The organism is Streptomyces odontomachicola (assembly GCF_039605595.1).
Lineage (GTDB): Bacteria > Actinomycetota > Actinomycetes > Streptomycetales > Streptomycetaceae > Streptomyces.
In genome coordinates this window covers 313,762-340,276 of sequence record NZ_JBCFOK010000001.1, presented here as the reverse complement: position 1 = coordinate 340,276, position 26,515 = coordinate 313,762, and the positions used below count along the sequence as shown (strand labels likewise).

Genomic DNA, 26,515 nt, shown 5'->3' with positions numbered 1-26,515 from the left:
ACCCGCCAGACGAAGACGACATACCTACTGGTTCCCGTCGATACCGAACAGGCACTCTCGACAGACCATTGTGAGAGGGGTCACCCTGTCATTCATCCACGCGGGGAGGCATGGATGGGCAGGAGCCGCAGAACAATTCCGGAGGAGCTTCTGTTGCTCGCCTTGGACCCGGCCACGGGCACCACGGCGCAGCCGCAGTCGCTCGACCTCGGCCTTGCCGGGGCCCAGCTAGTGGAGCTGGCTCTGGCGGGACGGATAGCCCCTGACGGGGACCGAATCGCCGTGGTGCTGCCACGGCCGACAGGAGATCCGACACTGGACTCCGCGCTCGAACTGCTGCGAAGGCGTGGCAGCCCCGTGCGCGCGGTCCACTGGATCGGCGGACCCCGGCTGGGGCTTCGCCAAACCTATCTCACACACCTGGAGCGGTGCGGCATGGTGCATGCCGTATCAAGCCAGATGTGCGGGGTACTGCCGACGACTCGCTACCAGGCGACGGACAACGCGATCAGCCGGGAGATCAGGGCCCGGCTCGATGCGGCGATCCGCACCGGCGTACCGCCGGACCCGCGGACCGCGGCGCTCGCCGCGCTGGCCCACGCGGTCGGACTCGGCAAGCATCTCTATCCCGGCAACGAGGGGCGCTCGTGCCGCTCCAGGCTCCGGGATCTGATCAGGCACGACCCGATGGGCGGCCTCGTCGCGCACGCCGTGATGGACGTGCAGAACGGCGTGGGGGCGCAGCCCCGTCGGGCACCCGGTGGCGGCGGGAGCGGATCTCCCGGCGGCCGGGAGGCGGCCGTGACGGCGCGGGCGGCAGCATCCCCCGGGCCCACGCAGTCAGGCCCGGTTCCCGATCAGGCACGGCACCCTGCGGGCCGCATGGCGCGCGCAGGGGTGCGCTGACCGTCTCCGGCACACCGTTCCGGTTCCGGTCCGGCACCCCGGATTCGGCCGGAACGGCACGACGGTGATCGGTACGGCGTACGGCGTCGGGCGCCGCGCAGCAGGCACCCGCGCACCGCAGCACCCTCGCAACACCTCGTAAGGCAGTCCACAACCAGCAGGACGCAGCGGTACGCAGCAGTCCACAACGGGAGCCGCCCGCGCGCGGGGTGGTGGCCCGGTCGCCGAGGACGACGGCCGGGTCGCCACCCCGCGCGTTCGTGTGCGGCGGGGAGTTGACGCACCGGAGCCGGCGCGGCATCGCGCGGAGAGGCCCCGGAGGCGGCGCGGACCGGCGTCTTCCGGGGGATTCGGCGGCGCGATGGCGACGGTGCTGCGTGCGCGTTCCTGCACCCTCTGTTGCCATTTCGCAGCGCGGTCGCACATGTTGGTGGCAATCTGCAGGGCAGTAGTCGTACTTTCCCGGAGGTGCAGTTCCGTGGCGTCCAACGTCAATCCCACAGTCCGGCGGCGCCGGCTGGGCCAAGAGCTGCGCAAACTGCGCGAGGTCAAGGGCATGACGGCGGAGGAGGTCGCGGACCGCCTGCTGGTCTCCCAATCGAAGATCAGCCGCCTGGAGAACGGGCGGCGCAGCATCAGCCAGCGCGACGTACGCGATCTGTGCGGGGTCTATGAAGTGGAGGACCGGCGCATCGTGGACTCGCTCATGCAAATGGCCAAGGAGTCGCGCCAGCAGGGCTGGTGGCACGCCTTCGGCGACATCCCGTACAGCGTCTACATCGGCCTGGAGACCGACGCGGCCTCGCTGCGGGTCTTCGAACCGCAGGTGGTTCCGGGCCTGCTGCAGACGCCGGAGTACGCGGAGGCGGTGTGCAGCGGCGCGCTGCCCGAGGCCACGCCGGCCGACATCGAGAAGCGTGTGCAGGTGCGGATGCGCCGCCAGGAGCGGATCAAGGACGCGCGCAGCCCGCTGCGGCTGTGGGCCGTGCTGGACGAGGCGGCGCTGTGCCGGGTGGTCGGCGGGCGCCAGGTGATGGCCCAGCAGTTGGAGCACCTCAACGAGGTGGCGCGGCAGCCGCATGTCACCGTGCAGGTCATGCCGTTCAAGATGGGCGCGCATCCGGGGGTGAACGGGCAGTACGCGATTCTGGAGTTTCCGGACGCCTCGGATTCCTCCGTCGTGTACCTGGAGGGCGTCACCAGCGACCTGTATCTGGAGAAGGCCGGCGACGTACAGCTCTACAGCGTGATGTACGAGCATCTGCGTGCGGAGGCGCTGAATCCGGACCAGACACGGGAGTTCATCGAGAACATGGCGAAGGAATACGCGCGCGGCTGAACCGGGGTGGAGGCGGAGAGGCTACACCTCACCTCTCGGCGGTGTGAAGACCCACTTGGAATATGCCATCCGGTCGAGTGAACGCCCGCTTGGCGCCTCGCGATTGAGGCGTACGGTCGATCACGAGGCACCAACAAATGGAGCAGACATGGCAATTCAACTGGGAACAACCAACCGCTGGATCAAATCGAGCCACTCGGCGAACGGGGCCTGCGTGGAGGTCCGTTCCTCCGTGCCGCACACGGTCGACGTACGCGACTCGAAGGCTCCCGACGGGCCGCGGCTGAGCTTCGGCCCCGACTCCTGGGCCGGCTTCGTCGGCGCGATGCGCAAGGGGCGTGAGGGTTCGGCCCACGCCTGACCGGCCGGGAAAGTGATCGGTCCTCTCGACTGGTCCGCCGTCCCGGCCGAGAGGACTCGGCCCGCGGGCGGTGATCGCCAGGCCGGCTGTTCACCGGCCACCCGGCGCGATCGCCGTCCGCGGCAGCCACCCGACCACCGCTGCTCCCCGGCGTCGCTCCCCGCATTGTCCGCGCCGTCCGCAGCAGTGCGGACCGCAATCCACCGCAATCCGTCCCGGGCCTTCCCGCCTCTTCTCTCCTCTTCCCGCGCCTTCCCCGTACGCACTCCGTACCGCTCTCCGCTCTCCTCTTCCGCTTCCCCTTTCCGCCCCTTCCGGATTCCGCGGCCACCCGCGGAAGACGATTTACCGGGGCAATACCGGCCGACCACCGGCAGCCGCATCCCCGCCCTTACCGCCGCTCCTGTCCGTCACCGCGGCTCACCGGAGTTCGTCCACATAGGCGTCCGTTCCCGGCACCGTCGGAATAAACGGAGCAACCAATTCCACGCGGCCCAGCCCGCTTTCCGCGACCCGTTCGTCCAGCCCCGTGAACCATGCCTCCCAGCACTCGCGCGGATCCTGCTGGAGAAACCAGAGCAGCGTCAGCCGGGTCTCCGTACCCTCGACCTGGCGCACGTACGACATCCGGTCGCCGGGCAGCGGGCGCGGGCGGAAGAGGGTCACCATGGCCGCCGGGGAGCCCGCCAGGCGGCTGGGCAGCTCCTCGTCGCGCAGCCACCGCGCCAGCTCCTGCCGCTCCTCCGGGCCCTCGGCGTCGATGATCTCCAGGACAAGACCGCGGTAGGGGTGGTCCAGGGCGTGGAAGTCCCGTGGACCTTCGGGGCCGTCCCGGTACACCGTGTCCTGGTGGTCGTGGAAGGCGGTGAAGACGTGGGTGCGCTGCTGGTGTACGCGATCGTCGCCGTTGAGCCGCTTGTTGATGGCGACGGTCCAGCCCATGTGCTCGTCGTAGCGGCCCTCGGTGATCCAGTACGTGCTGAGGTAGCACCCTGAGCCGAGGGGCTGGACAACGGCTGACTTTTCTGGATACCGCAGGAGTTGGAGGTCCCGGGTGGCCACCCAGCGCCGCCCCGCGTACATCCATGGCATGGCCATGGCTCCGGCAATGTAGTGGTCGTCCTCGTACCAGCGGTTGTACGCGCGCTCGTGGCCCGGATGCGGCTCGACCATGGTGATCAGCGCATGCCCCGGGTGTACGCCGTAGGGGCCCTCCGAGGCGAGTGCGGAGTACCGCTCCCGCTGTGACTGCTGCGGCTCCCGCTGCTGGTGCGGCTTCTGCGGCTGCGGCATGCGCGTCCTCCTCGTGCCGTGGAACGGGTGCCCCGTACCCGCGGGGCATGTGCGGACGCCCGCATGTGTAGCTGACGGGGCTTCAGAAGTGGAGGGCCGCGGCGGTAATCTGACGCGCCATCAGTTCATGTCGTGGGACGCGATCGGACAGGGGTGTGCCGGAATGCTGCTGCGGGACAGGACCGTGCTGGTGTCGGGAGTCGGCGAGGGGCTGGGGCGACGGGTCGCGGAGGCTTGCAAACGCGACGGCGCGAATGTGGTGCTGGGCGCGCGTACGGAGGAGCGGTTGGCGGCGATCGCGCGGGACGTGGACCCGGACGGGAAGCGCAGCGCGTGGCGGACCACCGACATACGGGACTCGGAGCAGTGCGCGGCGCTGGCCGCGCTGGCGGAGGAGCGGTTCGGCGGGGTCGACGCCGTGGTGCATGTGGCGGCGCTGGACACGGTGATGGGCGGCCTGGAGGATGCCGATCCGGAATTCGCCGACTGGCAGGCCGCGTTGGAGGTCAATCTGCTGGGCTCGCTGCGGATGACGCGGGCGTGCCTGCCGGCGCTGAAGCGGGGCGGGGGCGGGTCCGTGGTGTTCATCGGCACGCAGTCGTCGGTGGCGGCGCCGACGCAGGTGCAGCAGGCGGCGTACGCGGCGTCCAAGGGCGGGCTGGTGTCCGCGATGTACTCGCTCGCGCGGGAGCTGGGGCCGCATCGGATACGGGTGAACACCGTGCAGCCGGGGTGGATGTGGGGGCCGCCGGTGCAGGGGTATGTGCAGTGGGCTTCTGCTCAGGAGGGGGTTGCGGAGTCTGTGGTGCGGGGGCGGTTGGAGGGGCGGATGGCGTTGCCTGAGATGGCTTCTGATGGGGATGTGGCCGATGCGGCGGTGTTTTTTGCGTCGGATTGGGCGCGGAGTGTTACGGGGCAGTGTTTGTTGGTCAACGCCGGTGAAGTGATGCGTTAGGTCAGTGCCGGTGAAGTGATGCGCTGAACCCCTGTGTTTGCGGGGCTTCGCCCCGTACCCCTTTTTCGGGGCTGCGCCCCGGGCCCGCTTTGGGTGCGGGGCTGGGTGGGCCTCGCGGCTGGCGGTTCCGGTGTGCCCACCCGTTCCGCCCCTGCGGAACGACTGCCCACACCTCGTAAGTGGAGGTGGCTTATATCGCCCTTGGGTAGCGTTCCAGCCAGGATGGGGAGGCTGCTCCTGGGGCGTGTAGGGCTGGGCCCTGGGTCATTTCCATGGCGAAATCGTCTGCCAGTTCCAGGATTGTGGAGCGGCCCTCCAGCTCGGCCACCCAACCTGGGGGGAGTGCCGTTTCGCCGTGGATGGCTCCCAGGAGGTTGCCGCAGATGGAGCCCGTGGAGTCGCTGTCGCCGCCGTGGTTCACGGAGAGCAGGAGGCCGTGGCGTACGTCTTCGGCCACCAGGGCGCAGTAGACGCCGATCGCCAGGGCCTCCTCGGCGGTCCAGCCCTGGCCCAGGGACTCGACGCGTTCCGCGGTCGGCATGCCCTGGCGTACCGAACCCAGCGCGCGCTTGAGCGCGTCGGTGGTCTCCTCGTGGCCGGGGCGGGTCGCCACCTGCGCGAGCGCCTTCTGCACCGCGCTGTCCAGCGAGTCGCCGCGGGCGAGGGCGTGGACGATCACGGAGAAGGCGCCGGCGGCGAGGTAGCCGGTGGGGTGGCCGTGGGTCTGCGCCGCGCACTCGATGGAGAGCTGGAAGACCAACTGCGGCTCCCAGCCCACCAGGAGGCCGAAGGGTGCCGAGCGCATCACCGTTCCGCAGCCCTTGGACTCCGGGTTCTTCGGCGCCTCGACGGTGCCCATGCGCTCCTCGACGAGCCCGGAGAGGCAGGCGTTGCCGGGGGCGCGGCGCGCGTACAGCCACTCCTCGCGGGCCAGCCAGCCGTCCTCCTTCTTGCGCTCGTCCGGGCCCCAGTCGCGCTGGGTGGCGGCCCAGCGGCGGTAGGCGGCGTGCACGTCCGTGGGCGGGTGCCAGGCGCCGGTGTCCCTGCGTACGTGCGCGCGGATCAGGCCGTCCATGGTGAACAGGGTCATCTGGGTGTCGTCGGTGACCGCTCCGCGCCTGCCGTACGCGGGAACGTAGTCGGCGATGCCGGCGGCGCCGTGCTCCTCGCGTATCGCGTCCAGTGACCGGAATTCGATGCCCGCGCCCAGTGCGTCACCTATCGCGCCGCCCAGCAGGCACCCCCGTACCCTGCTCCGGAAGTCCTGCTGTTCGGCCCGGCCCCATATGGCTTCGCCGCCGGACGCCCCCACGGTCAGCCCTCCTTCGGACGATCCCTCGGTCGATGTTCGGAGCGCACTCTAATCGACGGTGAAGCGATCAGTTGTGGCCAACTTGTGGACTGTCCGTGGGGTCCGGATGGTCGGATACGTACCTGGAAGGTTCCCGGGGCCGCGACGTCCGCGACCCCGGGAATCAGCACGTCAGACAGGTGGCCCCGTCAGCTGTCCAGCACCGGCAGCAGCTCCGGCAGGTGCCCGTCCGAGGCCAGCGCGGCGGCCTGGCGCTCCTCGCTGACCGGCCCGTACGACGTCGTACGCGCGCGTGCCGGGCGGCCCGCCTCCTCGGCGATCGCGAGCAGGTCGTGGACGGACTTGTACGAACCGTAGGAGGAGCCCGCCATGCGGGAGATGGTCTCCTCCATGAGCGTGCCGCCGAGGTCGTTGGCGCCGGAGCGGAGCATCTCGGCTGCGCCCTCGGTGCCCAGCTTGACCCAGCTCGTCTGGATGTTGGGGATGTGCGGGTGGAGGAGCAGCCGGGCCATGGCGGTGACGGCGCGGTTGTCCCGGGTGCTGGGGCCCGAGCGCGCGATGCCCGCGAGGTAGACCGGCGCGTTGGTGTGGATGAAGGGGAGGGTCACGAACTCCGTGAAGCCGCCCGTCTCCTTCTGGATCTCCGCGAGGAGCCGCAGGTGCCCGAGCCAGTGGCGGGGCTGGTCCACATGTCCGTACATCATCGTGGACGAGGAGCGCAGGCCCACCTGGTGCGCGGTCTTGATGACCTCGACCCAGTCGGCGGCGGGCAGCTTGCCCTTGGTGAGGATCCAGCGGACCTCGTCGTCCAGGATCTCGGCCGCCGTGCCGGGGATGGAGTCGAGCCCGGCCTCCTTGGCCTGGGTCAGCCAGTCGCGAATGGAAAGCCCGGTCCTGGACGCCCCGTTGACGACCTCCATCGGCGAGAAGGCGTGGACGTGCATGCCGGGCACGCGCTCCTTCACGGCACGCGCGATGTCGAAGTACGCCGTACCGGGCAGGTCCGGGTGGATGCCGCCCTGCATGCAGACCTCGACGGCGCCCACGTCCCAGGCCTGCTGGGCCCGGTCGGCGACCTGGTCCAGCGAGAGCGTGTAGGCGTCGGCGTCCGTGCGGCGCTGGGCGAAGGCGCAGAAGCGGCAGCCGGTGTAGCAGACGTTGGTGAAGTTGATGTTGCGGGTGACGATGTAGGTCACGTCGTCGCCGACCGCGTCCTTGCGTACGGCGTCGGCGATCCGGCACAGCTCGTCCAGCGCGGGGCCGTCGGCGTGCAACAGGGCGAGAGCCTGCTCGTCGGTCAACTTCGTCGGGTCGTCGGCGGCCTGCGAGAGCGCGGCCCGCACATCCGTGTCGATGCGCTCGGGCTCCATGCCGGGGCGGGCGCGCTCGGCGAGGTCGGCCCAGTCCCCGTACACCGAGTCGAAGTCGTCGCGGCGGTCGCCGGTGCGGCCCTCGGTGTCGATGGTGTGGTGCAGGTCGGTGCGGCCCGAGGGCGCGATGTACCCCTCGTCGGGCTCCTGCCAGGGCAGCCCGCGCACCTCGGCGTCCTCGCGCGCGAGGCCGGTCTCCGGCTCCAGCAGGGCGTTGACGTGCGGGAGGATGCGCGGGTCCAGCCAGGGCTCACCGCGCTGGACGAACTCGGGGTAGACCGGCAGCCGTTCGCGCAGCTCGAATCCCGAGGCCGCGGTGCGCTCGGCGAGCTCGTCGATCTGGGGCCAGGGGCGCTCGGGGTTCACGTGGTCCTGGGTGAGCGGAGAGACGCCGCCCCAGTCGTCGATGCCGGCGTCGATGAGCAGCTCGTACTCGCCGTCCACGAGGTTCGGCGGCGCCTGGATGCGGGCCGACGGGCCGAGGATGTGCCGGGCGACCGCGATGGTGGCGGCCAGCTCCTCCAGCTCGGCGTCGGGCATTCCGCGCATGGCCGTGTCCGGCTTGGCGCGGAAGTTCTGCATGATGAGTTCCTGGATGCCGTGGTAGGCGCGCTGCACGCGGCGCAGCGCGAACAGGGACTCCGCGCGCTCCTCGTACGTCTCCCCGATGCCGATCAACAGGCCGGTGGTGAACGGGACGTTGGACCGCCCCGCGTCCTCCAGCACCCGCAGCCGTACCGCCGGGTCCTTGTCGGGCGAGCCGTAGTGGGGGCCGCCCGGCTCGCTCCACAGCCGCTCGGCGGTCGTCTCCAGCATCATGCCCATGGAGGCCGACACGGGCTTGAGCCGCTGGAAGTCGGTCCACGACATGACGCCGGGGTTGAGGTGCGGGAGCAGTCCGGTCTCCTCCAGGACCCGGATCGCCATGGCGCGGACGTACGACAGGGTGTCGTCGTAGCCGTGCGCCTCCAGCCACTCCTTCGCCTCGGGCCAGCGGTCCTCGGGCTTGTCGCCGAGCGTGAACAGGGCTTCCTTGCAGCCCATTTCCGCGCCGCGCCGGGCGATGTCCAGCACCTCGTCGGGGGACAGGAACATCCCGTGCCCCTCGCGGCGCAGCTTCCCCGGAACGGTGACGAAGGTGCAGTAGTGGCACTTGTCGCGGCAGAGCCGGGTGAGGGGGATGAAGACGCCGCGCGAGTAGGTCATCACGCCGGGGCGGCCGGCCGCTTCCAGACCGGCGTCCCGCACCCGGCTCGCGGAGGCGGCGAGGTCTCTGAGGTCGTCACCCCTCGCTTGGAGGAGGACCGCGGCCTCGGAGGCGTCGAGCGCGACCCCGTCGCGGGCCCGCTTCAGCGCGCGGCGCATGGCGTTGGCGGTGGGCTGTCCGGTTCCCTGCGCGTTGGAGGTCATCATTCGAGGATAGAAGCGGCGTACGGGATGAGCCCGGACCCGTTCCTGCGGACAATGTCACAGGTCGGAGGGGCATTGGCTCAGAGGTAGCGGGAATATTCGTCGAGGGTGCGCAGCGTGTGGGCCGTGTCGCCCGAGGGCACCTGGAGCAGGACCTCCTCCACGCCGAGCTCGGCGAAGTGGGCGAGCTTGCCGGGCGAGGGCTGGACGAATGCGGGTACGACGGCCGGGCGTTCCGGGCCGCGGCCCGCCCGGTCCCACGCCTCGTTCAGCTCCGTGACCGCCTTGCCGAGTCCGCTGCCGCCGACCGGCATCCAGCCGTCCGCGTACTCCGCGACGTGCGCGAACATGCGCGGGCCCGGCGCGCCGCCGAGCAACAGGCGCGGGCCGCCCGGGCGTTGCGGCTTGGGGTGCGCCTCGCTCGCCCGCACGGAGCCGAACTCGCCCTCGTACGCGGTCGGCTCCGGGCTCCAGAGCGCGCGCATCAGGGCGATGCGGTCCCGTACGAGGGTCCTGCGGCGGCGCCAGGCGTCGCCGGTGACGCCGTGGTCGGCGGCCTCCTCCGCGTTCCAGCCGACGCCGGCGCCGAGGGTGAAGCGGCCCTCGGAGATCAGGTCGAGGGTGGCGATCTGTTTGGCCAGCGCGATGGGGTCGTGTTGGGCGATGAGGGCGACGCTCGTGCCGAGGGCGAGGTGGCGGGTGACCGCGGCTGCGGAGGCCAGGGCGGTGAAGGGGTCGAGTGTCCTGCCGTACTCCCTGGCCAGGGGCTCGCCCATGGGCGCGGGGGTTTCGCGGGTGGTGGGGATGTGGGTGTGCTCGGGGAGGTAGAGGCCGTGAAAGCTGCGGGCCTCTAGCTCGCGGGCCAGTTGTACGGGGCCGATGGTCTCGTCTGTCAGGAGGCTGGTCACGGAGATGCGCATGCGGGGCACTGTGGGGGGCGACGGCGAGGAAGTCCATCGCCCCCGCCGTCGCAGGGGCGCGGGCTGGCGCCTGAGTGGGTGCGGGGGCGCTGCCGCGGGCGGCTGCGGTTCCGGTGTGCCCACCCGTTCCGCCCCTTGCGGAACGACTGCCCACACCTCGGTGGGGGGGGGACACACCCAAAACCCGCCGCAGCGGAAAGCAACCCCGCACGCACCCGGCCGGCGGTCATAGCGCAAAGCTCGCAACCCCTCGGCGGGCGAGGCGCAAAGTTCTCTTCCTCTCCCTGTCGCCCGGGCGTACAACAGTGGCCGGCGGCGCTGAGGAGGCTGCATGGACAGGCGGGACCTGCTGGGACTGGCGGCTGTTGCGAGCGGCGGGGGCGCGCTTACGCTCGGGAGTGTGAGCCCTGCCAGCGCAGCGAACGGTGCAGCGAACGGCACGACACAGACCGTACGGGGCCATCTCCCCCACGGCTCCCCCGACTTCGTGTACCTGCCGGTGCGTGTGCCGCCCGGCACCAACCAGATCTCGGTCTCGTACACGTACGACAGAGCACCCGGCAACGCGCTGGACATCGGCGTCTTCGACGAGCGCGGCACGGCGCTCGGCGGCGAGGGCTTCCGGGGCTGGTCGGGCGGGTTCAGGGACCGGTTCACGATCAGCGGCGCTGAGGCCACGCCCGGCTATCTCCCAGGGCCCGTCAACCCCGGCACCTGGCACATCGCGCTCGGCCCGTACACCGTCGCCCCGCAGGGCATGGACTACGAGGTGACGGTCGAGCTGGGGAGAGGGGAGCAGGGCGAGACGCCAGAGCCCACGTTCCCGCCGGAGCGCGCGAAGGGGCGCGGCCGCGACTGGTACCGCGGCGACTGCCACCTGCACACGGTGCACTCCGACGGCAAGCGCACCCCGGCCGACGTCGCGGCGGCGGCACGCGCCGCCGGGCTGGACTTCCTCGTCACCACCGAGCACAACACCACCTCGGGCCACGGCGCCTGGGCGGGCCTGTGGGGCGATGACCTGCTGGTCCTCACCGGCGAAGAGGTGACCACGCGCAACGGGCACTACCTCGCGCTCGGCACCGACCCGGGAGTGTTCTTCGACTGGCGCTACCGCGCGCGCGACGACGCGTACGACCGATACGTGCGCCGCATCCACCGCGCGGGCGGCCTGGTCGTGCCCGCGCACCCCAACTGCCCGTTCGTGGGCTGCCAGTGGAAGTTCGAGTACGAGGGTGCCGACGCGGTCGAGGTGTGGAACGGCCCGTGGACGGCCGACGACGAGATCGCCGTCGGCACCTGGGACAACATGCTCACCGCCCGGCCCGGCCGCTGGCTGCCCGCCATGGGCAACAGCGACGCGCACAAGGAGGGCCAGGACGTGGGCCTCCCGCAGACCGTCGTGCTGGCCGGCGACCTGTCCAGGGAGGCGCTGCTGGAGGGCATCCGCACGGGCCGGAGCTACATCGCGGAGTCCTCGAAGATCTCGCTGCGGCTGACCGCGAGCGGCGCGCGCGGCGAACACGCGGACATCGGCGGCAGGTTGCCGTCCCGCGGCGGCGGGAAGGCACGGGTCACGGTCCGGCTGGAGGTGGCCGGCGCGCCGGAGGGCGCCACGTACCGGCTGATGACGGACGAGGGCGAGATGCGCGCGGGACCGCTCACCGGCGGACCCGTGGTGTGGGAGACGACGGCCGCCGTCGCCTCGTACGTACGGGCCGAGGTGCGGCGGCCGCGCGCGCCCGGCACTCCCGACGGCGTGCCCGGCGCGATGGCCGCGATGACCAACCCCGTCTGGCTGGACGGGCCCGGCGGCTGACCCGGCCCGCACGGCCCGACCGTTCCCCGTATCCCGTAACCCGGAGGTGCCCGCAGGTGACATCCGCGCTCGTGCTGGTGCACAGCCCGCTGACAGGACCGTCCGTCTGGCAGCCCGCCGCCGGGCTGCTGCGCGCGCGGGGTCACGAGGTCGCCGTGCCCTCGCTGGGCGAGGCCCTGGAGGGCGAGGGCCCGTACTACCCGCGGCTGGCCGCTGCCGCCGCCGGGCAGATACGCGACCAGGCCCCGGACGCCACGCATCTCACCCTCGCCGCGCACAGCGGCGCGGGCGCCCTGCTGCCCGCCGTCGCCGACGCGGCGCGCGCCCCCGTGCGCAACGCCGTGTACGTGGACGCGCTGCTCCCCCACCCCGGGGTGAGCTGGCTGGCCACGGCGCCGGACGAACTGCGCTCCCGGATGCGGGAGCTGACCCGCGACGGGGCGCTGGCGCCGTGGCACGAGTGGTTCCCGCGCGGCACGGTGGAGGCGCTGGTACCGGACGCGGCGCAGCGCACCCGGTTCTGCGCCGAGCTGCCGCGGGTGCCGGAGCGCTACTTCGCCGAGCCGGCACCCGACTCCCGCGCGCTGGAGCCCGGGAGCTGCGCCTATCTGCGGCTCAGCGAGACGTACGAGCCGCAGGCGGCGACGGCGGAGCGCGCGGGCTGGCCCGTGCGCAGGCTCCGCGCGCACCACCTGTCGCTGCTCACCTCCCCGGAGGCGACGGCCGACGCGCTGGAGGAACTCATCGCGGCGTGAGGGCCCCTCGCGGCATGAGGACTCATCGCGGCGTGACCGGGGTGCCCGACCGGTCGCCCGGCACGAGTCCGTCGCCCGACGGGCGGGACCACCAGGCCGCCTCCCCGCGGGTCAGCGCGGGCAGCGTGCGCGCGGCCTCCGGCACCTGGCGGGCCGGGATCACGCCCCTGAGCAGCCACGCGTCGCCGTACTCCGTGGTCTCCGCGATCTCGGCGCGCAGCAGGGCGAGTTGGCGGGTGACGGCGTGCAGGGCGTCGGCCGGCAGCTCGACCTCGTACGCGTGGTACGGCTCGTACACCCGCGTACCGCAGCGTTCCAGCGCGCGGCGCAGCACCCGGGGCGTGAGGCCGCGGAAGTCGGCGGCCGTGCTCTTCGGGCCGACGAAGCCGGAGCGGGTGAGCGTGACCACGCAGTCGGTCACCCGCCAGCCGTGCGGGCCGCCGCCGTCGAGGCACGCGTACACGCTGTCCTCGACGGCCTGGTGGAACGCGCGGGGCAGCGCGCCGAGTTCGGTCTCGTAGCGGAAGGCCGGGCCTGACCCCGCGGGGCCCGGCTCCACGCGCAGGCCGACCGTCGCCCAGAAGCCGCTGCGGGTCGGCGCGCGCCACTCCATCTCCTCGTACGCCTCGGCCGTCCCGGCCGGCCGCTCCAGGCAGACCGGGCGGCTCGCCTCGAAGCGGGCCTCGATGCCGTGCTCGGCGAGGAGCGTCGCGGCGATGACCTCCTTCTGCACTTCGCCGTAGAGCAGTACGGAGGTGGCGCCGCCGCCCGGTGCGGCGCGGGCGTGGATCAGCGGGTCCTGCTCGGCGAGCGCGAGCAGCGCGGAGTGCAGGCGCGCGGCCGGTCCCGGACCGCTCTCGACGGGCCGTACGAGGGTCTCCAGGGCGGGCGGCGAGAAGTGCGGGGCGCCGTCCTTGCCTGCGGGCTCTCCGAGCGTGTCGCCCACGCGGATGCCGGCGGGCCCGCCGATCCTGGCGATGTTGCCCGGGGTCAGCGGGCCCGGACCGCCGCCTCCCGGGCGTACGACGTCGAGCGAGGTGATCTGCGCGGCGTATTCCGTACGCCCCCGCTCTCCCTCTCCGCTCCCGTCGCGGTGGAAGGTCACGCGCTGGCGCGCCGCCAACTCCCCTTCGTACAGCCGCAGATACGCGGTCTTCCTCCCCGAGGGCGCGCGCTCCACGGCGAAGACGGTGCCGCGCGGTGGGGCGCCGCGTTCCCGGTCGCCGTGGGCGCGCGGCAGGAGGTGGGCGATGCCCTCGGCCAGGGCGGGGATGCCCTCGCCGCTGAGGGCCGAGCCGAAGTAGACGGGGTACGCCGTGCAGTCGGCCGTGGCCGCCGCGAGCGCGGACCGCAGTTCGCCCTCGGCCGGGAAGGGGCCGTCCACGACCCGCTCCAGCAGCGCGTCGTCCGTCTCGGCCAGCGTCTCGGCGACGGCGGTACGGAAGCCGGCCTCGGCGAAGGAGCGCGGCACGGCGCGCGCGGACCGGGTGCCCTCGCCCCGTACGGAGGTCATGGGCACGATCCGCGGGGCGAGCCTGCGCCGGATGTCGGCGAGCAGGGCCTCGCCGCGCGCGCCCGCGCGGTCGATCTTGTTGACCAGGAGCAGCGTGGGCATGCGCAGGCCGCGCAGGGTCCGCATGAGAACCCTGGTGTGCGCCTGGACGCCCTCGACGGCGGAGAGCACCAGCACGGCGCCGTCCAGCACGCCGAGCGCGCGCTCCACCTCGGCGACGAAGTCGGTGTGTCCCGGGGTGTCGATCAGGTTGACCTGGGTGCCGCCGACGGCGAAGGAGACCACGGCGGAGCGCACGGTGATGCCGCGCTCCCGCTCGATGTCCCCGGTGTCGGTACGGGTGTCCCCCGCGTCGACGCTGCCGGGCCGCCCGATGACGCCGGTCTCGTACAGCAGCCGCTCGGTGAGCGTGGTCTTACCGGCGTCGACGTGCGCCAGGATGCCGATGTTGAGCGTGCGCGCGGTGCGCGGGTGTGTGTCCTGCATGGATGCGGAAGTCCTCGGAGTTCGCAGGCCGGTAGGGGCGCTGGGTGACTACGAGGCTTCGGCGCATGTGCTGACTCCCGCGGGTCTGGTGCTTCCCGGTGACGATACTTCCGGTGGTCGCCGCCATGTTTGCGGCGACGCGAGCGGCGGGCAAGCGGTTTTCGGGCACGCCCAGTCGAGGGCTCTTGGGCGTGCCCCTTCACCTGCCCGTACGGGGCCCGTACGAGGCCCGCCGCGGGATCAGCCCGCGGCGCCGGCCTTCAGGGCGGTCACGGAGAACTCGTCGCCGCACACGCGCAGCCCGTTCGGCTTGGCGGTCGACATGTCCTTGGAGCCGGGCGCGTAGGCCTTGACCAGGTACGGCTGCTTCCAGCACGGCTTGTCGGAGACGCCGTCGTTGAGGGTGTGCAGCACGGCGTGCGCCTTCGCGCCGGGTGCCAGGCGGACCGCGCCGCCCTGGGCGCCCTCGCGGACGGCGGGCTTGCCGATGGTCTGCCCGTCCTTCTGCATGAGCGAGACGCCGGGGAAGCCCTTGAGCGTGCACGCGGTGTCGCCGTTGTTGGTGAACACCAGGGGGTAGCGGATGTTGCCCGCGCCCGGGTCGCCGCGGCCCACGCTCATGCCGAGGTCCGCGGAGGAGCAGGTGGCGCCCGAGGCCGAAGCGGAACGGGAAGCGGAACCGCTCTGCGCCGTGGTGTCCTTGGCGACGTTCTCGGCGTTCCCGGCCTCCGCGGACTCCTTGGACTGCGTGGACTCCGTGGACGCGCCCGAGCCGCTCTGCTGGCTGGTGTGTCCCGCCGAGGCCTCCTTGGAGGACGAGGACGGCGAGGAGGCCGCGTCCGCGTTCGAGCCGCCCTGACATGCGGTCAGCGCGAACGCCGCGACGGCGACGAGGCTCCCCGCGGCGACACGGCTGACGCGGGCGGTACGGCTGCTGCGGCCGGTGCGGGCGGTGGTCGAAGGCATGTGACTTCCCCCTTCGCTGAGGTGCGCTTCCTGGCTGGTGCGCTCCCACCACGGACCGGTCAGTCCCCGCGGCTCTCCGAGCGCTTCACCCATAACTGTGGCCCGCAAATGTCTTGGCCCTGTCACTGACCTTCGACGAGATCTTCAGAAACCGGAAACACATTCGGGGGCCGTCGTGCCGGGTCCCGGGTGCCCGGGAAATCCCTTGCTGCCCTTCCCAATTCGGCCACGCCATCGCCGATGGCCCGCGCGCCGTTCGCCGCGTAGCCGAGGACCAGGCCCGGCGGTCCCGGGGTCTGGCGGTGCCAGGAGAGGGGGTGCACCTTCACGCCGCGGGCCAACGCGGCGTCGGCCAGGGCCCTGTCACCGGGGCGCCCTCCGTCCGCGCGCGCTCCGTCCGCCTCCCCCTGCCCCGGAGCATCGCCGATGGTCACCGTGAGGTGCAGTCCCGCGGCCGCGCCCTGCACCACGGCGTACGGCAGGTGCTCGGCGAGGGCCCGTGTCATCGCGTCGCGGCACGCGCGGTGGCGGCGCCGCACCAGGCGCAGCCCCCGCTCCAGTTCGCCGGAGTCCAGCAGGCGCGCGAGCACGAGCTGCGGCAGCACGGCGTTGCCCAGATCCGCGTACCGCTTGGCCTCCACCAGCGCGTCACGGTAACGCGGCGGCGCGAGGATCCAGCCGATCCGCAGCGCCGGCGCCAGCAGCTTGGAGATGCTGCCCACGTAGCAGACCCGCTCCGCGAGCACCGATTTCAGCGCGGGGACAGGGGGCCGGTCGTAGCGGTGCTCCGCGTCGTAGTCGTCCTCGACGATCAGCCCGCCCTCGCCGTCCGCCCAGCGCATCAGCTCGCGGCGGCGCTCCCCGCCGAGCACGGCGCCTGTCGGGAACTGGTGCGCCGGCGTCAGCACCACCGCCGGCGCGCCCGTACGCCGCAGCGCGTCGACCCGCAGCCCCGAGGCGTCCACCGGGACCGGCGGAGTGTCGAACCCCCAGTACCGCAGGTGCTGCCGGAAGCCGAGCGAGCCCGGGTCCTCCACCGCGATGCCGCGCACCCCCTCGTCCGGGAGCACCCGCGCGAGCAGCGCGATGGCCTGGGTGGTCCCCGCGACGATCAGCACGCCGTCCGGATCGGCCAGCACGCCGCGTGTACGCGCCAACCAGCGGGAGACCGCGGCGCGCAGGGCCGGGGCGCCGCGCGGGTCGCCGTATCCGAGGGCGTGCGGCGGGAGTTCGCTGAGCACGGCACGTTCGGCGCGCAGCCACGCCGCGTGCGGGAAGGCCGCCAGGTCGGGGACGCCGGGCGTGAGGTCGAAGCGCGCGGGCGCGGCGCGCAGCGCGTCGAAGGCGTCGGGGCCCGGAGGGCCGCGGAAGGGGGAGGCGGCGGGTCCTGGACCCCGCGCGGGCGGCGCGGACGCGGTGAGGGGCACGGCCACCACCCGTGTGCCGCGCCGCCGTTCGCCCGCGACCAGACCGTCCTCGGCGAGGCGCCGGTACGCCTCGGTCACGGCGCCGCGCGAGACGCGGAGCTCGGCGGCGAGCACCCGGGTCGCGGGGAGCCGCGCGCCGACCCGCAGCCGCCCGTCCGCGAGGGCCCGCCGCAGCTCCCCGGCGAGCCAGTCGGAGAGCCCGCCGGGCGGCGCGTCGGAGGCACGGAGCTGGAGGAAGTCGGACCCGCTCCCCTCCCCCGGCCCCTCTTTGGACCCCTCAGACGGCTCCTCATTGGATCTGTCCACCGGTCCATTGTGGCGACAGGCTGCTGCGCATGGATACGGCAACAGGCGTACGGAGCACGGAAGTTGATCACGAGCACGCGCACGGATACGTACACGGGTATTCGCAGCGGGAGAGCCGGCGGCTCGGCGAACAGGCCGACGTCCTGGCCGAGTTGCTGCACGCGGGCACCGCCTACCCCGCGGGCAGCCGGGTGCTGGAGGCCGGCTGCGGGGTCGGTGCGCAGACCGCGCACCTCGCCGCGCACAGCCCGTACGCGGAGATCACCGCCGTGGACCGCGACGCGGGCTCGATCGAGCAGGCCAGGCGGCGGCTCGCGGAGCGGGCGCCCGGCGCGCGGATCACCTGGCGGCAGGCCGATCTGTACGCGCTGCCCTTCGGCCGCGCGGAGTTCGACCACGTCTTCGTCTGCTTCGTGCTGGAGCACCTCGGCGAGCCCGCGCGGGTGCTGGCCGAACTGCGCCGGGTGCTGCGCCCCGGCGGCACGCTCACCGTGATCGAGGGTGACCACGGTTCGGTGTGCTTCCACCCGGACAGCGCCGCCGCGCGCGCGACCGTCGCGGGGCAGGCCAGGCTCCAGGCGGACGCCGGGGGCGACGCGATGATCGGGCGCCGGCTGGGGCCGCTGCTGGCGGACGCCGGGTACGAGGACGTGGCGGTGGCGCCGCGCACGGTGTACACGGACGCCACCCGCCCCGCGCTGGCCGAGGGCTTCACTCGGAACACCTTCATCGCGGTGATGGAGTCCGTGCGGGACGACGCCGTGGCCGCGGGGCTCGCCACCCCGGACGGCTGGGACCGGGGCATCGCCGACCTGCGCCGGGCCGCCGAGGAGGGCGGCAGCTTCCATTACACGTACTTCAAGGCGACGGCCGTACGCGGGGGTTGAGCGCTCCGGGCAAGCGCCGGACAAGCACGCAGCACGCCCAGCACGGCACAGGCACAGGCGCGGGACGGGGGCGGGCACCTGGGCGCCCGCCCCCGTTCACCCGCCCCCACCGCGGGCGTCTCGCATCTCCCGTGTGCTCAGCGCGTGGGCACCGTCTCCGTGTCGCGGCCCGAGCGCAGGACCGTTCCCGGGACCGCGCCCGTCACCGTGTCGTCGCGGATGGTCTCCACGCCGTTGACCCACACGCCGACGAGCCCGGTCGCCTCGGAGTCCAGGCGGGGACTGTCGCCCGGCAGGTCGTGCACCAGCCGCGCCGGGCCCGCGTCGATCCTCGCGGGGTCGAAGAGGACCAGGTCGGCGTGCCAGCCCTCGGTGATCCTGCCGCGTTCGCGCAGGCCGAAGAGGCGCGCGGGATCGTCCGTGAGCATCCGCACGGCCTGCTCCAGACCCATGAGCCGCCGCCCGCGCAGGCAGTCGCCGAGGAACCGGGTGGTGTACGGGGCGCCGCACATCCGGTCCAGGTGCGCGCCCGCGTCGGAGCCGCCCAGCATGACGTCCTCGTGCTCCCAGGTCTGGCGGCGCAGCTCCCAGGAGTCGGGGTCGTTGTCGGTGGGCATCGGCCACAGCACCGTACGCAGACGGTCGTTGGCGCAGATCTCCACGATGCACTCGAAGGGGTCCTGGCCGCGTTCGGCGGCGATGTCCCGTACGACGCGCCCCGACAGGCCCTCGTTGGCCTCCGAGTACGTGTCGCCGATGACGTACCTGTCGAAGTGCGCGAGGCGGCGGAAGATCCCCGCCTCGGGGCTGTCGGCGCGGCGCAGCATCTCCGAACGGACCGCGGGGTCGCGGAGCTTGGCGATCCGTTCGTCCGCGGGCAGCCCGAGGATGTCGCCCCAGCCCGGTATGAGGTTGAGCGCGCAGAAGGTGCCCAGCGACATGTTCATGGGCGTGAGGATCGGCATGGTGAGGGCCACCACCCGGCCGCCCGCCTTCCTGGCGCGCTCGCTCACCTCGAGCTGGCGCGGCACCCGCTCCGGCACGGCCGCGTCGATGGTGAGGACGTTCCAGTTCAGCGGCCTGCCGGCGGCGGCGCTCATGTCCACGAACAGGTCGATCTCTTCATCCGCGAACTGATCGAGGCAGCCCGCGACGATCGCTTCGAGCTGGGTGCCCTCGTGCTCGGCGACCGCGCGGGAGAGCGCCAGCAGCTCCTCGGGCTTCGCATGCCGCGAGGCCACCGGCTTGCCATCGCCGTCGGAGTGGGTGGAGGACTGCGTCGTGGACAAGCCCCACGCGCCCGCCTCCATCGCCTCGTGGAACAGCCGCAGCATCTCGTTCATCTGCGCCTCGGTGGGCTGGCCTCCCACCGCGTCCGGGCCCATCACGTGCCGCCGCAGCGCGCAGTGCCCCACCATGAAGCCCGCGTTGACGGCGGTGCGGCCCTCCAGCGCATCCAGGTACTCGCCGAAGCCGTGCCAGTTCCACGGCGCGCCCTCCTCCAGGGCGACCAGGGACATGCCCTCGACCTTGGACATCATCCGGCGCGTGTAGTCAGCGTCCTCGGGCCGGTCCGGGTTGAGCGGCGCCAGGGTGAAGCCGCAGTTGCCGCCCGCGACCGTGGTCACGCCGTGGTTCATGGAGGGGGTGGCGTAGGGGTCCCAGAAGAGCTGGGCGTCGTAGTGGGTGTGCGGGTCGACGAACCCCGGGGTGAGCACCAGGCCCGTCGCGTCCTGGGAGGTGCGGGCCTCCTCGCGCACGGTTCCCGGGTCGGCGATCACGGCGATCCGCCCGTCCCGGATGCCGACGTCCGCGTGGTACGAGGGCGCGCCCGTGCCGTCCACCACGGTGGCGCCCTTGATCAGGTGGTCGAGCATCGCTGCCGGTCAACTCCTCTCCGAGTGGGGGTGTCTGGAGCGGTGGGTCAGGGGCGCCCGGCCTCGCGGAAGCGCGTGGTCCGGTGCACCGGATCGGTGTCGATCTTCGGGATGACGTGCTCGCCGATCAGCTTGATCGTGTTCAGGGTGTCCTCGTACGGGATGCCGATCGGCAGGCCGAAGGAGAGCTGGTCGGCCCCGGCCTGCTCCCAGCGCTTGCACTGGCGCAGCACGTCGTCGGGGTCGCCGCAGATCATCAGCTCCTCGTCGATGAGCAGGTCGACGACCTCCTCGGTGTAGTCCGGTATGAGCTCGGGCCACTCCGGGATGCCCTCGGGCCGAGGGAAGGTGTCGTGGTAGCGGAAGAGCAGCGACTGGAGGTAGTTGAGGCCGCCGTTCACGGCGATCCGCTTGGCCTTCTCGCGGGTCTCCGCGCAGATGGCGGTCGAGGTGACCATGACGTTGTCGTTGACGAAGTCGCCGATGGGCTCGGCGTCCTTCACGGCGCCCTTGTAGGACTCGACGACCCACTCCATGTCGGAGACCTTCTGCACGCTGAAGCCCAGCACGCCGAGGCCCTTGCCGGCCGCCATCGCGTACGAGGAGGGCGAGCCCGCCGCGTACCACATGCCGGGGTGCGAGCCCCCGTACGGCTTGGGCAGGACCTTGCGCGGCGGGAGCGACCAGTGCTTGCCCTCGAACCCCTGGTACTCCTCCTGGAGCCACATCTTGGGGAACTCGGCGATGGTCTCTTCCCAGATCTCCTTGGTGTGGTTCATGTCCGTGATGCCCGGCAGGAAGCCGAGGATCTCGTGCGAGCCGGCGCCCCGCCCCGAGCCGAACTCGAAGCGCCCGCCGGTGAGATGGTCCATCATCGCGACCCGCTCGGCGACCTTGACCGGGTGGTTGACCTGCGGCAGCGGGTTGAAGATGCCCGAGCCCAGGTGGATGCGGTCTGTCGCGTGCGCCAGGTAGCCGAGGAACACGTCGTTCGCTGAGAGGTGGCTGTACTCCTCCAGGAAGTGGTGCTCGGAGGCCCAGGCGTACTTGAACCCGGAGCGGTCCGCCTGGATGACGTACTCGGTCTCCTCCATGAGCGCCTTGTGCTCGGCCTGCGGATCGGCCTGGGAACGGGAGGCGGGGACGTACCCCTGAACAAAGAGCCCGAATTCCACGGCGGTTCACACTCCCTCGTTTTCTGACGGTGCGTCAGATCGGATTGCGTACGACTCTGTCACCGCCCCCGGGGACGGTCAATAGCTGATGTGCCGTCAGAAACCCGCGGACCGGGGCCCCTCGGCCGCACCGGCGCCGCGGAACGGCGGTCAGAAGAGCTGGACCCCCGCCAGCCAGCCGCCGTCGACGACGAAGGGCTGGCCGGTGACGTACGAGGAGTCCTCGGAGGTGAGGAAGAGGGCCAGCCTGGCGACCTCCTCGGGGCGGCCCGCGCGGCCCTGCGGGACGACCTTGGCGTACAGCTCGTCCATCGCGGCCTTCGATGCGTCGTCCACCTCCAGGCCCTCCTCGGCGACCGCCGCCGGATTGGTCATGGGGGTGTCGATGGCGCCGGGGCACAGCGCGTTGACCCGTACGCCCTTCGGCGCGAGCTCCATCGCGGCCACCCGGGTCATGCCGAGCACGGCGGCCTTGGTCGCGGCGTACGCGGTCACGAACTGCATGCCGGTGAGCGCCACATAGGAGGAGGTGTTCACGATGGTGCCGCCGCCCGCCGCCTGGATCTCGGGCGCGACGGTGCGCATGCCCAGGAAGCAGCCGGTCTGGTTGACGTCCACGACCTGCCGGTAGTCCTCCAGCGTCGTGTCGGTCAGCTCGGCGAAGCGGAGGATGCCCGCGTTGTTGACCAGTCCGTCGATGCGGCCGAAACGCTCCTTGGCCGTGCTGACGGCCGCCGCCCACTCCTCCTCGTCGCGGACGTCCAGGCGGGTGTACGCGGCCTGCTCGCCCAGCTCCTTGGCCAGCCGTTCGCCCTGCTCGTCCAGGACGTCGCCGAGCAGCACGTTCGCGCCCTCGGCGACGAACAGCCGCGCCTCCTGCTCGCCCTGTCCGCGCGCCGCGCCCGTGATGACCACGGTGCGCCCTTCGAGCTTGCCCATGTCGGACTGCCTCCTTGAGGGGTCGTGCTTACGGGGGTGGTGCGGTGCGGAGTCCTGCGATGCGGGGTGGTGCGGTGCGGGGTGGTGCGGTGCGGGGTCGTGCGGTGCGGGGTCGTGCGGCCGGCCGGTGGGGGCGCGGCTCAGTTCAGGTGCGGGGCGACCTCGGTGCCGAACGCGGCGATCTGGTCGGTGAGTTCGCTCCTGTCGCGGCTGCGGAAGCGCACCTGGATCTGGTGCACGCCGATCGCCGCGTACTCCCTCAGCGACTCCGCGAGCTGCTCCGGCTTGCCCGTCAGCGTGCGGCGCCCGGTCTCCCAGCTCGGCTCGCCCACGTACAGCGGCTCGGCGATCGCGCCGATGGTCACCGGTTCCGTGACCCCGGCCTCGTCACGCAGCCGCCGCAGCCTGGCGATCTGCGCGGGCAGCTTGTCGCGCGGGTCGCCCTGCGGCAGCCAGCCGTCGCCGCGCACCGCGGCACGGCGCACGGCGGCCGGCGAGGAGCCGCCCACCCACAGCGGAGGGCGCGGGGTCTGCACGGGCCGCGGGCTCTGGCCGAGCCCCGAGAAGGAGAAGCGCTCGCCGTGCCACTCCGGGTACTCCTCGGGCCCCAGCGCGGCCTTGAGCGCGTCCACGGTCTCGTCCAGCACCCGGCCGCGCCCCTCGAAGTCCGCGCCCAGCGCCTCGAATTCCTCCTGTACGTGGCCCGCGCCCACGCCCAGGACGAGCCGCCCTCCGGAGAGCCGGTCGAGGGTCGCGTACTGCTTGGCCGTCGCCAGCGGGTGCCGCAGGCCGACCACCGCGACGTGGCTGAGCAGCCGCACGCGCTCGGTGGCGGCGGCGAGGTAGGAGAGGGTGGCGACAGGGTCGTACCAGACGGTGCTCATGGCGGGGGCCAGCCGCCGGGGTATCGCCACGTGCTCGCAGCAGGCCACGTACGAGAAGCCGTGCCGGTCGGCGGCACGGGCCACGGCCAGCAGGTCCTCGGGGTCCGCCGCCGCCTCCCAGGGTTCGGCGTAGATGGTGCTCTGCGACTGGACCGGCAGCTGCATGCCGTACTCCAACCGCGGTGCTTCCGGAGCGAATTCGCGCACGGCGCGCCTCCTCGGGTCCCGGGTTCCGGCGGTCCCGCTGGACCGTCCGGCGGACTGCGCCGGCCCGCCGACGCGCGCCCATCGTCGTATCTGACGGGCCATCAGACAAGGGATCGCGGCGGCCGCGCGGGCGGGCGGCGAGGGGAAGAGATCCACGGCGACCGTTCTCATGGCATTTGCTGAACGAAATCGGTAGCCGAAGTTCCGCGTATGACTGTGTGACGGGTGTGACTCCGGCAACATGGTGGGACTAGGGGAGCGCATACGACCCTGCGCCGGTCCCCGTGCGAAGACCTGTCTGCACACCTGTAGATCGAGGACACCGATGACCCACATACCGGTGGCGCTGCTCGTTGGCCTGTCCATCGGGACGGCGGCCGCCGTCGTGCTCGCCCTCCTGTTCCTCCGTTCGCACCAGGAGACGCGCAGACAGCGCTCCCGTGCGCAGGAGGCGGCCGACGGGCTGCGCACAGCCAACCGCCAGCACGCCGAACTGACCGCGCGCATCCAGTCGACCGAGGCGGAGGTGCGGCACCTGGCCGCGTCCCGCATCCCCGATCTGGCCGCCTCGCTCAGCCACCCCAACGTCCCGGTGCGCGGCCCGCTGGACGCGAGCACCGCCGACACCCCCTTCGGCAGCACCCTCAGCTCGGTGCTGGAGCAGGTCAGCGACGCGGTCACCAAGGAGCGGCTGCGGGTGGACTCCGCCGCGCAGGCCGCGATGCGCGGCGCCAGCACCACGATGCAGGCGCTGCTCTACCAACTCCAGACCCGGCTCCAGGAGATGCAGGAGAAGTACGAGGACCCGCAGATCGCCGAGGACCTGCTGGCCGCCGACTTCCTCAACGAGCAGGCACTGCGCCGCATCCAGTCCACCGCCGTGGTGTGCGGGGCCTGGCCGGGGCTCACCCGGCAGAACTCCCACCTCTCCGACATCGTCGTCGGCGCCGTGTCCCGGCTCTCCGGCTATGAGCGGGTGCAGGTCACCAGCCATCTGCGGGACCCGGTGGGCGTGGTGGCCCGCGCGGTCGAGCCGGTCGCGGTCACGCTCACCGAACTCATCGCCAACGCGCTGCACTTCTCGCATCCGGAGCTGCCCGTCGCTGTCGCCCTCCAACAGGGCAACCGGGGCGCCTCGGTGATCATCGACGACGCGGGCGTCGGCATGCACGAGGACGAACTGGGGCGTGCCGCGCGGCTGATGTCGGGCGAGGACGCCGTGCTCCTCACCGAGCTGGGCGACCCGCCCAGGACCGGCTTCGCCGCGATCGGCCAGCTGGTGCGCCAGTACGGCTTCACCACCCACGTCGAGGCGTCACCGTACGGAGGGGTGCGCGCGATCGTGCACATTCCGGGAGACCCGCTGCTCACCCTGCTCGACGAGGCCGAGCAGCCCACCTCCGCGATGGCCCCCGTGCCGGCGGGCGGCGCGCCCCGGCTCACCGGCGGCGGCGCGGAGGAGCAGGGCGGCGCAGAGTCCTCCCGGTCCTCCGGGTCCTCCGGGTCCGTGGCGCCGGAGCCGGGCCCCGTACCCGCCCCCGCGCCCGCGTCCGGGCCGCGGCAGGAGCCCGAGCTCCCGCGCAGGCGCCGCCGCAGGCCGGTGGAACAGGACGCGGCGGGCGAGGCGCAGGGGACCGGCGCACACCGGGCCGCCCCCGCGTCCGCCGCACCGGAGTCCTCGGGTCCCGGCGCGGCGCCGGAGGAGAGCGCGGCGCGCTGGGCCGCGTTCCAGCAGGGCACCGCATCGGGCCGGGCGGCGGCCGACACCTCGGACGGGATCACCGCCCCGGCGCACGGCGCGGGCGCCGGGGCCGCCGGGGAAGCACCCCCGCACGAGCCGCGGCCGCAGGAAGAACACCCGCACTACGACCCCGACCCCCGCTCCACGGAAGGGAATCCGCCCGCATGACACCCCCCACCCGCAGGTCGCTCAGGGAGGACACCTCCTGGGTCCTGGCACCGCTCACCGAGCTGCCGCACGTGGTGCACGCGGCGGTCATCTCCGGTGACGGCCTCATCGAGGGGCGCTCCTCGCGCCTGGAACGGGACGCGGCCGAGGGCGTCGCGGCCATGCTCTCCGCGCTCCAGGGCGCGGCCCGCACCACCACGGCCGCGTTCGCCGGGGACCACGACGTGACGCTGCGGCAGACGGTGATCGAGTCCGACCGCGGCTGGGTCTTCGCGATCCCCGCGGGCGAGAACACCACGCTGGCCGTCTTCGCCGAACCCGAGGTCAACATGGGCGTGGTCACCCACCACATGCAGGTCCAGGTGGCCTCGCTCGGCGCGAAGACGATGAACAGTCCGCCGCGGGACGGCGCGGACGCATGACCCCGCCGCCCCGCGATCCGCGGCGCCTGGTGCCCGCGTATCTGGCGACCTCGGGCCGCGCCAGGCCGAGCCGCAACACGCTCGACCGGCTCACCGTGCTGCACGGCGCGGTGGAACACGCGCCGTCCGGGCTGCGCCCCGAGGAGCTGCGGCTGCTGGACCTGCTGCGGCCCGGCGCGCTGACCCTCGCCGAGACGGCCGCGCATCTGCGGCTGCCGGTCAGCGTGGTCCGGGTGCTGGCCGCCGACCTGGTCGACGCGGGCCTGCTGCGGGCCCGCGCCCCCGTTCCCGACGCCGAACTGCCCGAACGGCAGATCCTGGAGAAGGTTCTCGATGGACTCCGCACCCTCAAGTCCTCCTAGTACACGTCCTCCCAGTACACGTCCTCCCAGTACGCCCGCGGTCGGGGACGCGCGGCCCGCAGCGGGTGCGGGCTATCTGTCCGAAGACCCGCAGACCCTGGTGAAGCTGCTGGTCGCCGGGCCCTTCGGGGTCGGCAAGACCACGTTCATCCGCGCGCTGTCGGAGACCAGGCCGCTGCACACGGAGGAGGTGATGACCCGGACCGGCGCGCTGGTGGACGACCTGGAGGGCGTACGGGAGAAGTCCACCACCACGGTCGCGATCGACTTCGGGCGGCTGACGCTGCCCGGAGATCTGGTGCTCTACATGTTCGGCACCCCGGGCCAGCGCCGCTTCAGGCCGCTCTGGCAGGACATCGCGCGCGGCGCGCTGGGCGCCCTGGTGCTCGCCGACACCCGCCGCCTCGCGGACTCCTTCGAGGTGATGGACATGATCGAGGAGGCGGGGCTGCGCTACGCGGTCGCCGTGAACGCCTTCCCCGACTCCCCCGCGCACCACCACGACACCCTCCGCGACCACCTCGACCTGCACCCCGACACCCCGCTCGTGGTGTGCGACGCGCGCGACCGCGACCAGTCGGCGGACGCGCTGATCGCCCTCGTCGGCCACGTACTCGACGCGCTCGACGCGCGGGAGGCGCCCGCAGCGCGGGGCCCGTCCGCGACGCCCGAAGCGCCCACCCACCTTCCGCAGGAGTCCCGTTGACCGCCGCCC

The 26,515-nt window shown here is 72.6% G+C and carries 22 protein-coding genes; 11 read left to right on the top strand and 11 right to left on the bottom strand.

The window, feature by feature from the left end; genetic code table 11:
* Positions 1-114: 114 nt before the first annotated feature.
* The 3 genes from ABEE00_RS01640 to ABEE00_RS01630 all read left to right on the top strand — a co-directional run bounded on the left by ABEE00_RS01640 (position 115) and on the right by ABEE00_RS01630 (position 2,606).
* Positions 115-906 carry a GOLPH3/VPS74 family protein gene (locus ABEE00_RS01640; protein WP_345743333.1) on the top strand — a complete coding sequence of 264 codons (792 nt, stop codon included), beginning with the start codon at positions 115-117 and terminating at the stop codon, positions 904-906.
* A gap of 478 nt (positions 907-1,384) precedes the next feature.
* Complete coding sequence (locus tag ABEE00_RS01635; RefSeq protein ID WP_345743332.1) at positions 1,385-2,245, top strand: helix-turn-helix domain-containing protein; 861 nt, start codon at positions 1,385-1,387, stop codon at positions 2,243-2,245.
* 148 nt (positions 2,246-2,393) lie between these two features.
* Positions 2,394-2,606 (top strand): DUF397 domain-containing protein, encoded by a 213-nt coding sequence (locus ABEE00_RS01630; protein ID WP_345743331.1) that lies wholly within the window; start codon positions 2,394-2,396, stop codon positions 2,604-2,606.
* A 420-nt stretch (positions 2,607-3,026) separates the two neighbouring features.
* On the opposite strand, the gene ABEE00_RS01625 is transcribed toward ABEE00_RS01630, so the two are convergent.
* Positions 3,027-3,899, bottom strand: coding sequence for a hypothetical protein (locus ABEE00_RS01625; protein WP_345743330.1), 873 nt, complete (start codon positions 3,897-3,899; stop codon positions 3,027-3,029).
* A 163-nt stretch (positions 3,900-4,062) separates the two neighbouring features.
* Between ABEE00_RS01625 and ABEE00_RS01620 the strand changes: the two genes are divergently transcribed.
* Entirely contained in the window at positions 4,063-4,854 is a 792-nt protein-coding gene (locus tag ABEE00_RS01620) for an SDR family oxidoreductase (protein ID WP_345743535.1), read from the top strand.
* 190 nt (positions 4,855-5,044) lie between these two features.
* On the opposite strand, the gene ABEE00_RS01615 is transcribed toward ABEE00_RS01620, so the two are convergent.
* The 3 genes from ABEE00_RS01615 to ABEE00_RS01605 all read right to left on the bottom strand — a co-directional run bounded on the left by ABEE00_RS01615 (position 5,045) and on the right by ABEE00_RS01605 (position 9,866).
* Positions 5,045-6,166: an ADP-ribosylglycohydrolase family protein gene (locus tag ABEE00_RS01615; RefSeq protein WP_345743329.1), complete on the bottom strand. Its 1,122-nt coding sequence runs from the start codon at positions 6,164-6,166 to the stop codon at positions 5,045-5,047.
* 188 nt (positions 6,167-6,354) lie between these two features.
* The gene (locus tag ABEE00_RS01610; RefSeq protein ID WP_345743328.1) at positions 6,355-8,946 is read right to left on the bottom strand and encodes a bifunctional FO biosynthesis protein CofGH; all 2,592 of its coding nucleotides are present in this window, start codon (positions 8,944-8,946) and stop codon (positions 6,355-6,357) included.
* Positions 8,947-9,026: 80 nt separating this feature from the next.
* The gene (locus tag ABEE00_RS01605; RefSeq protein WP_345743327.1) at positions 9,027-9,866 is read right to left on the bottom strand and encodes a TIGR03619 family F420-dependent LLM class oxidoreductase; all 840 of its coding nucleotides are present in this window, start codon (positions 9,864-9,866) and stop codon (positions 9,027-9,029) included.
* Positions 9,867-10,197: 331 nt separating this feature from the next.
* Here ABEE00_RS01605 and ABEE00_RS01600 point away from each other — a divergent pair, with 331 nt between their 5' ends.
* Positions 10,198-11,685 (top strand): CehA/McbA family metallohydrolase, encoded by a 1,488-nt coding sequence (locus ABEE00_RS01600; protein WP_345743326.1) that lies wholly within the window; start codon positions 10,198-10,200, stop codon positions 11,683-11,685.
* Positions 11,686-11,741: 56 nt separating this feature from the next.
* Positions 11,742-12,440 (top strand): alpha/beta fold hydrolase, encoded by a 699-nt coding sequence (locus ABEE00_RS01595; RefSeq protein ID WP_345743325.1) that lies wholly within the window; start codon positions 11,742-11,744, stop codon positions 12,438-12,440.
* Between the two features lie 22 nt (positions 12,441-12,462).
* Here ABEE00_RS01595 and ABEE00_RS01590 read toward each other — a convergent pair whose 3' ends face one another.
* From ABEE00_RS01590 to pdxR, 3 genes are all read right to left on the bottom strand, one after another.
* Positions 12,463-14,439 (bottom strand): translation factor GTPase family protein, encoded by a 1,977-nt coding sequence (locus ABEE00_RS01590; protein WP_345743324.1) that lies wholly within the window; start codon positions 14,437-14,439, stop codon positions 12,463-12,465.
* 240 nt (positions 14,440-14,679) lie between these two features.
* Complete coding sequence (locus ABEE00_RS01585; RefSeq protein WP_345743323.1) at positions 14,680-15,405, bottom strand: DUF4232 domain-containing protein; 726 nt, start codon at positions 15,403-15,405, stop codon at positions 14,680-14,682.
* Positions 15,406-15,527: 122 nt separating this feature from the next.
* Positions 15,528-17,138, bottom strand: coding sequence for a MocR-like pyridoxine biosynthesis transcription factor PdxR (gene pdxR, locus ABEE00_RS01580; protein WP_345743322.1), 1,611 nt, complete (start codon positions 17,136-17,138; stop codon positions 15,528-15,530).
* Positions 17,139-17,167: 29 nt separating this feature from the next.
* Here pdxR and ABEE00_RS01575 point away from each other — a divergent pair, with 29 nt between their 5' ends.
* Positions 17,168-18,025, top strand: coding sequence for a methyltransferase domain-containing protein (locus ABEE00_RS01575; protein WP_345743321.1), 858 nt, complete (start codon positions 17,168-17,170; stop codon positions 18,023-18,025).
* 137 nt (positions 18,026-18,162) lie between these two features.
* On the opposite strand, the gene ABEE00_RS01570 is transcribed toward ABEE00_RS01575, so the two are convergent.
* The 4 genes from ABEE00_RS01570 to ABEE00_RS01555 all read right to left on the bottom strand — a co-directional run bounded on the left by ABEE00_RS01570 (position 18,163) and on the right by ABEE00_RS01555 (position 23,065).
* Positions 18,163-19,902 carry an N-acyl-D-amino-acid deacylase family protein gene (locus ABEE00_RS01570; protein ID WP_345743320.1) on the bottom strand — a complete coding sequence of 580 codons (1,740 nt, stop codon included), beginning with the start codon at positions 19,900-19,902 and terminating at the stop codon, positions 18,163-18,165.
* Positions 19,903-19,949: 47 nt separating this feature from the next.
* Positions 19,950-21,077 carry an LLM class flavin-dependent oxidoreductase gene (locus ABEE00_RS01565; protein WP_345743319.1) on the bottom strand — a complete coding sequence of 376 codons (1,128 nt, stop codon included), beginning with the start codon at positions 21,075-21,077 and terminating at the stop codon, positions 19,950-19,952.
* A gap of 150 nt (positions 21,078-21,227) precedes the next feature.
* A complete protein-coding gene (locus tag ABEE00_RS01560; RefSeq protein ID WP_345743318.1) occupies positions 21,228-22,016 on the bottom strand; it encodes an SDR family NAD(P)-dependent oxidoreductase in 789 nt (262 codons plus the stop codon).
* A gap of 140 nt (positions 22,017-22,156) precedes the next feature.
* Positions 22,157-23,065, bottom strand: a complete 909-nt coding sequence (locus tag ABEE00_RS01555) for an LLM class F420-dependent oxidoreductase (protein WP_345743317.1) — start codon at positions 23,063-23,065, stop codon at positions 22,157-22,159.
* 367 nt (positions 23,066-23,432) lie between these two features.
* On the opposite strand from ABEE00_RS01555, the gene ABEE00_RS01550 reads away from it, so the two are divergent.
* The 4 genes from ABEE00_RS01550 to ABEE00_RS01535 all read left to right on the top strand — a co-directional run bounded on the left by ABEE00_RS01550 (position 23,433) and on the right by ABEE00_RS01535 (position 26,506).
* A complete protein-coding gene (locus tag ABEE00_RS01550; protein ID WP_345743316.1) occupies positions 23,433-25,016 on the top strand; it encodes a histidine kinase in 1,584 nt (527 codons plus the stop codon).
* Positions 25,013-25,438 (top strand): roadblock/LC7 domain-containing protein, encoded by a 426-nt coding sequence (locus ABEE00_RS01545; protein ID WP_345743315.1) that lies wholly within the window; start codon positions 25,013-25,015, stop codon positions 25,436-25,438. Before ABEE00_RS01550 ends, ABEE00_RS01545 begins: the two co-directional genes overlap by 4 nt.
* Entirely contained in the window at positions 25,435-25,800 is a 366-nt protein-coding gene (locus ABEE00_RS01540; protein ID WP_345743314.1) for a DUF742 domain-containing protein, read from the top strand. Before ABEE00_RS01545 ends, ABEE00_RS01540 begins: the two co-directional genes overlap by 4 nt.
* 100 nt (positions 25,801-25,900) lie before the next feature.
* Complete coding sequence (locus tag ABEE00_RS01535) at positions 25,901-26,506, top strand: GTP-binding protein (protein WP_345743313.1); 606 nt, start codon at positions 25,901-25,903, stop codon at positions 26,504-26,506.
* The last annotated feature ends 9 nt before the right edge of the window (positions 26,507-26,515 follow it).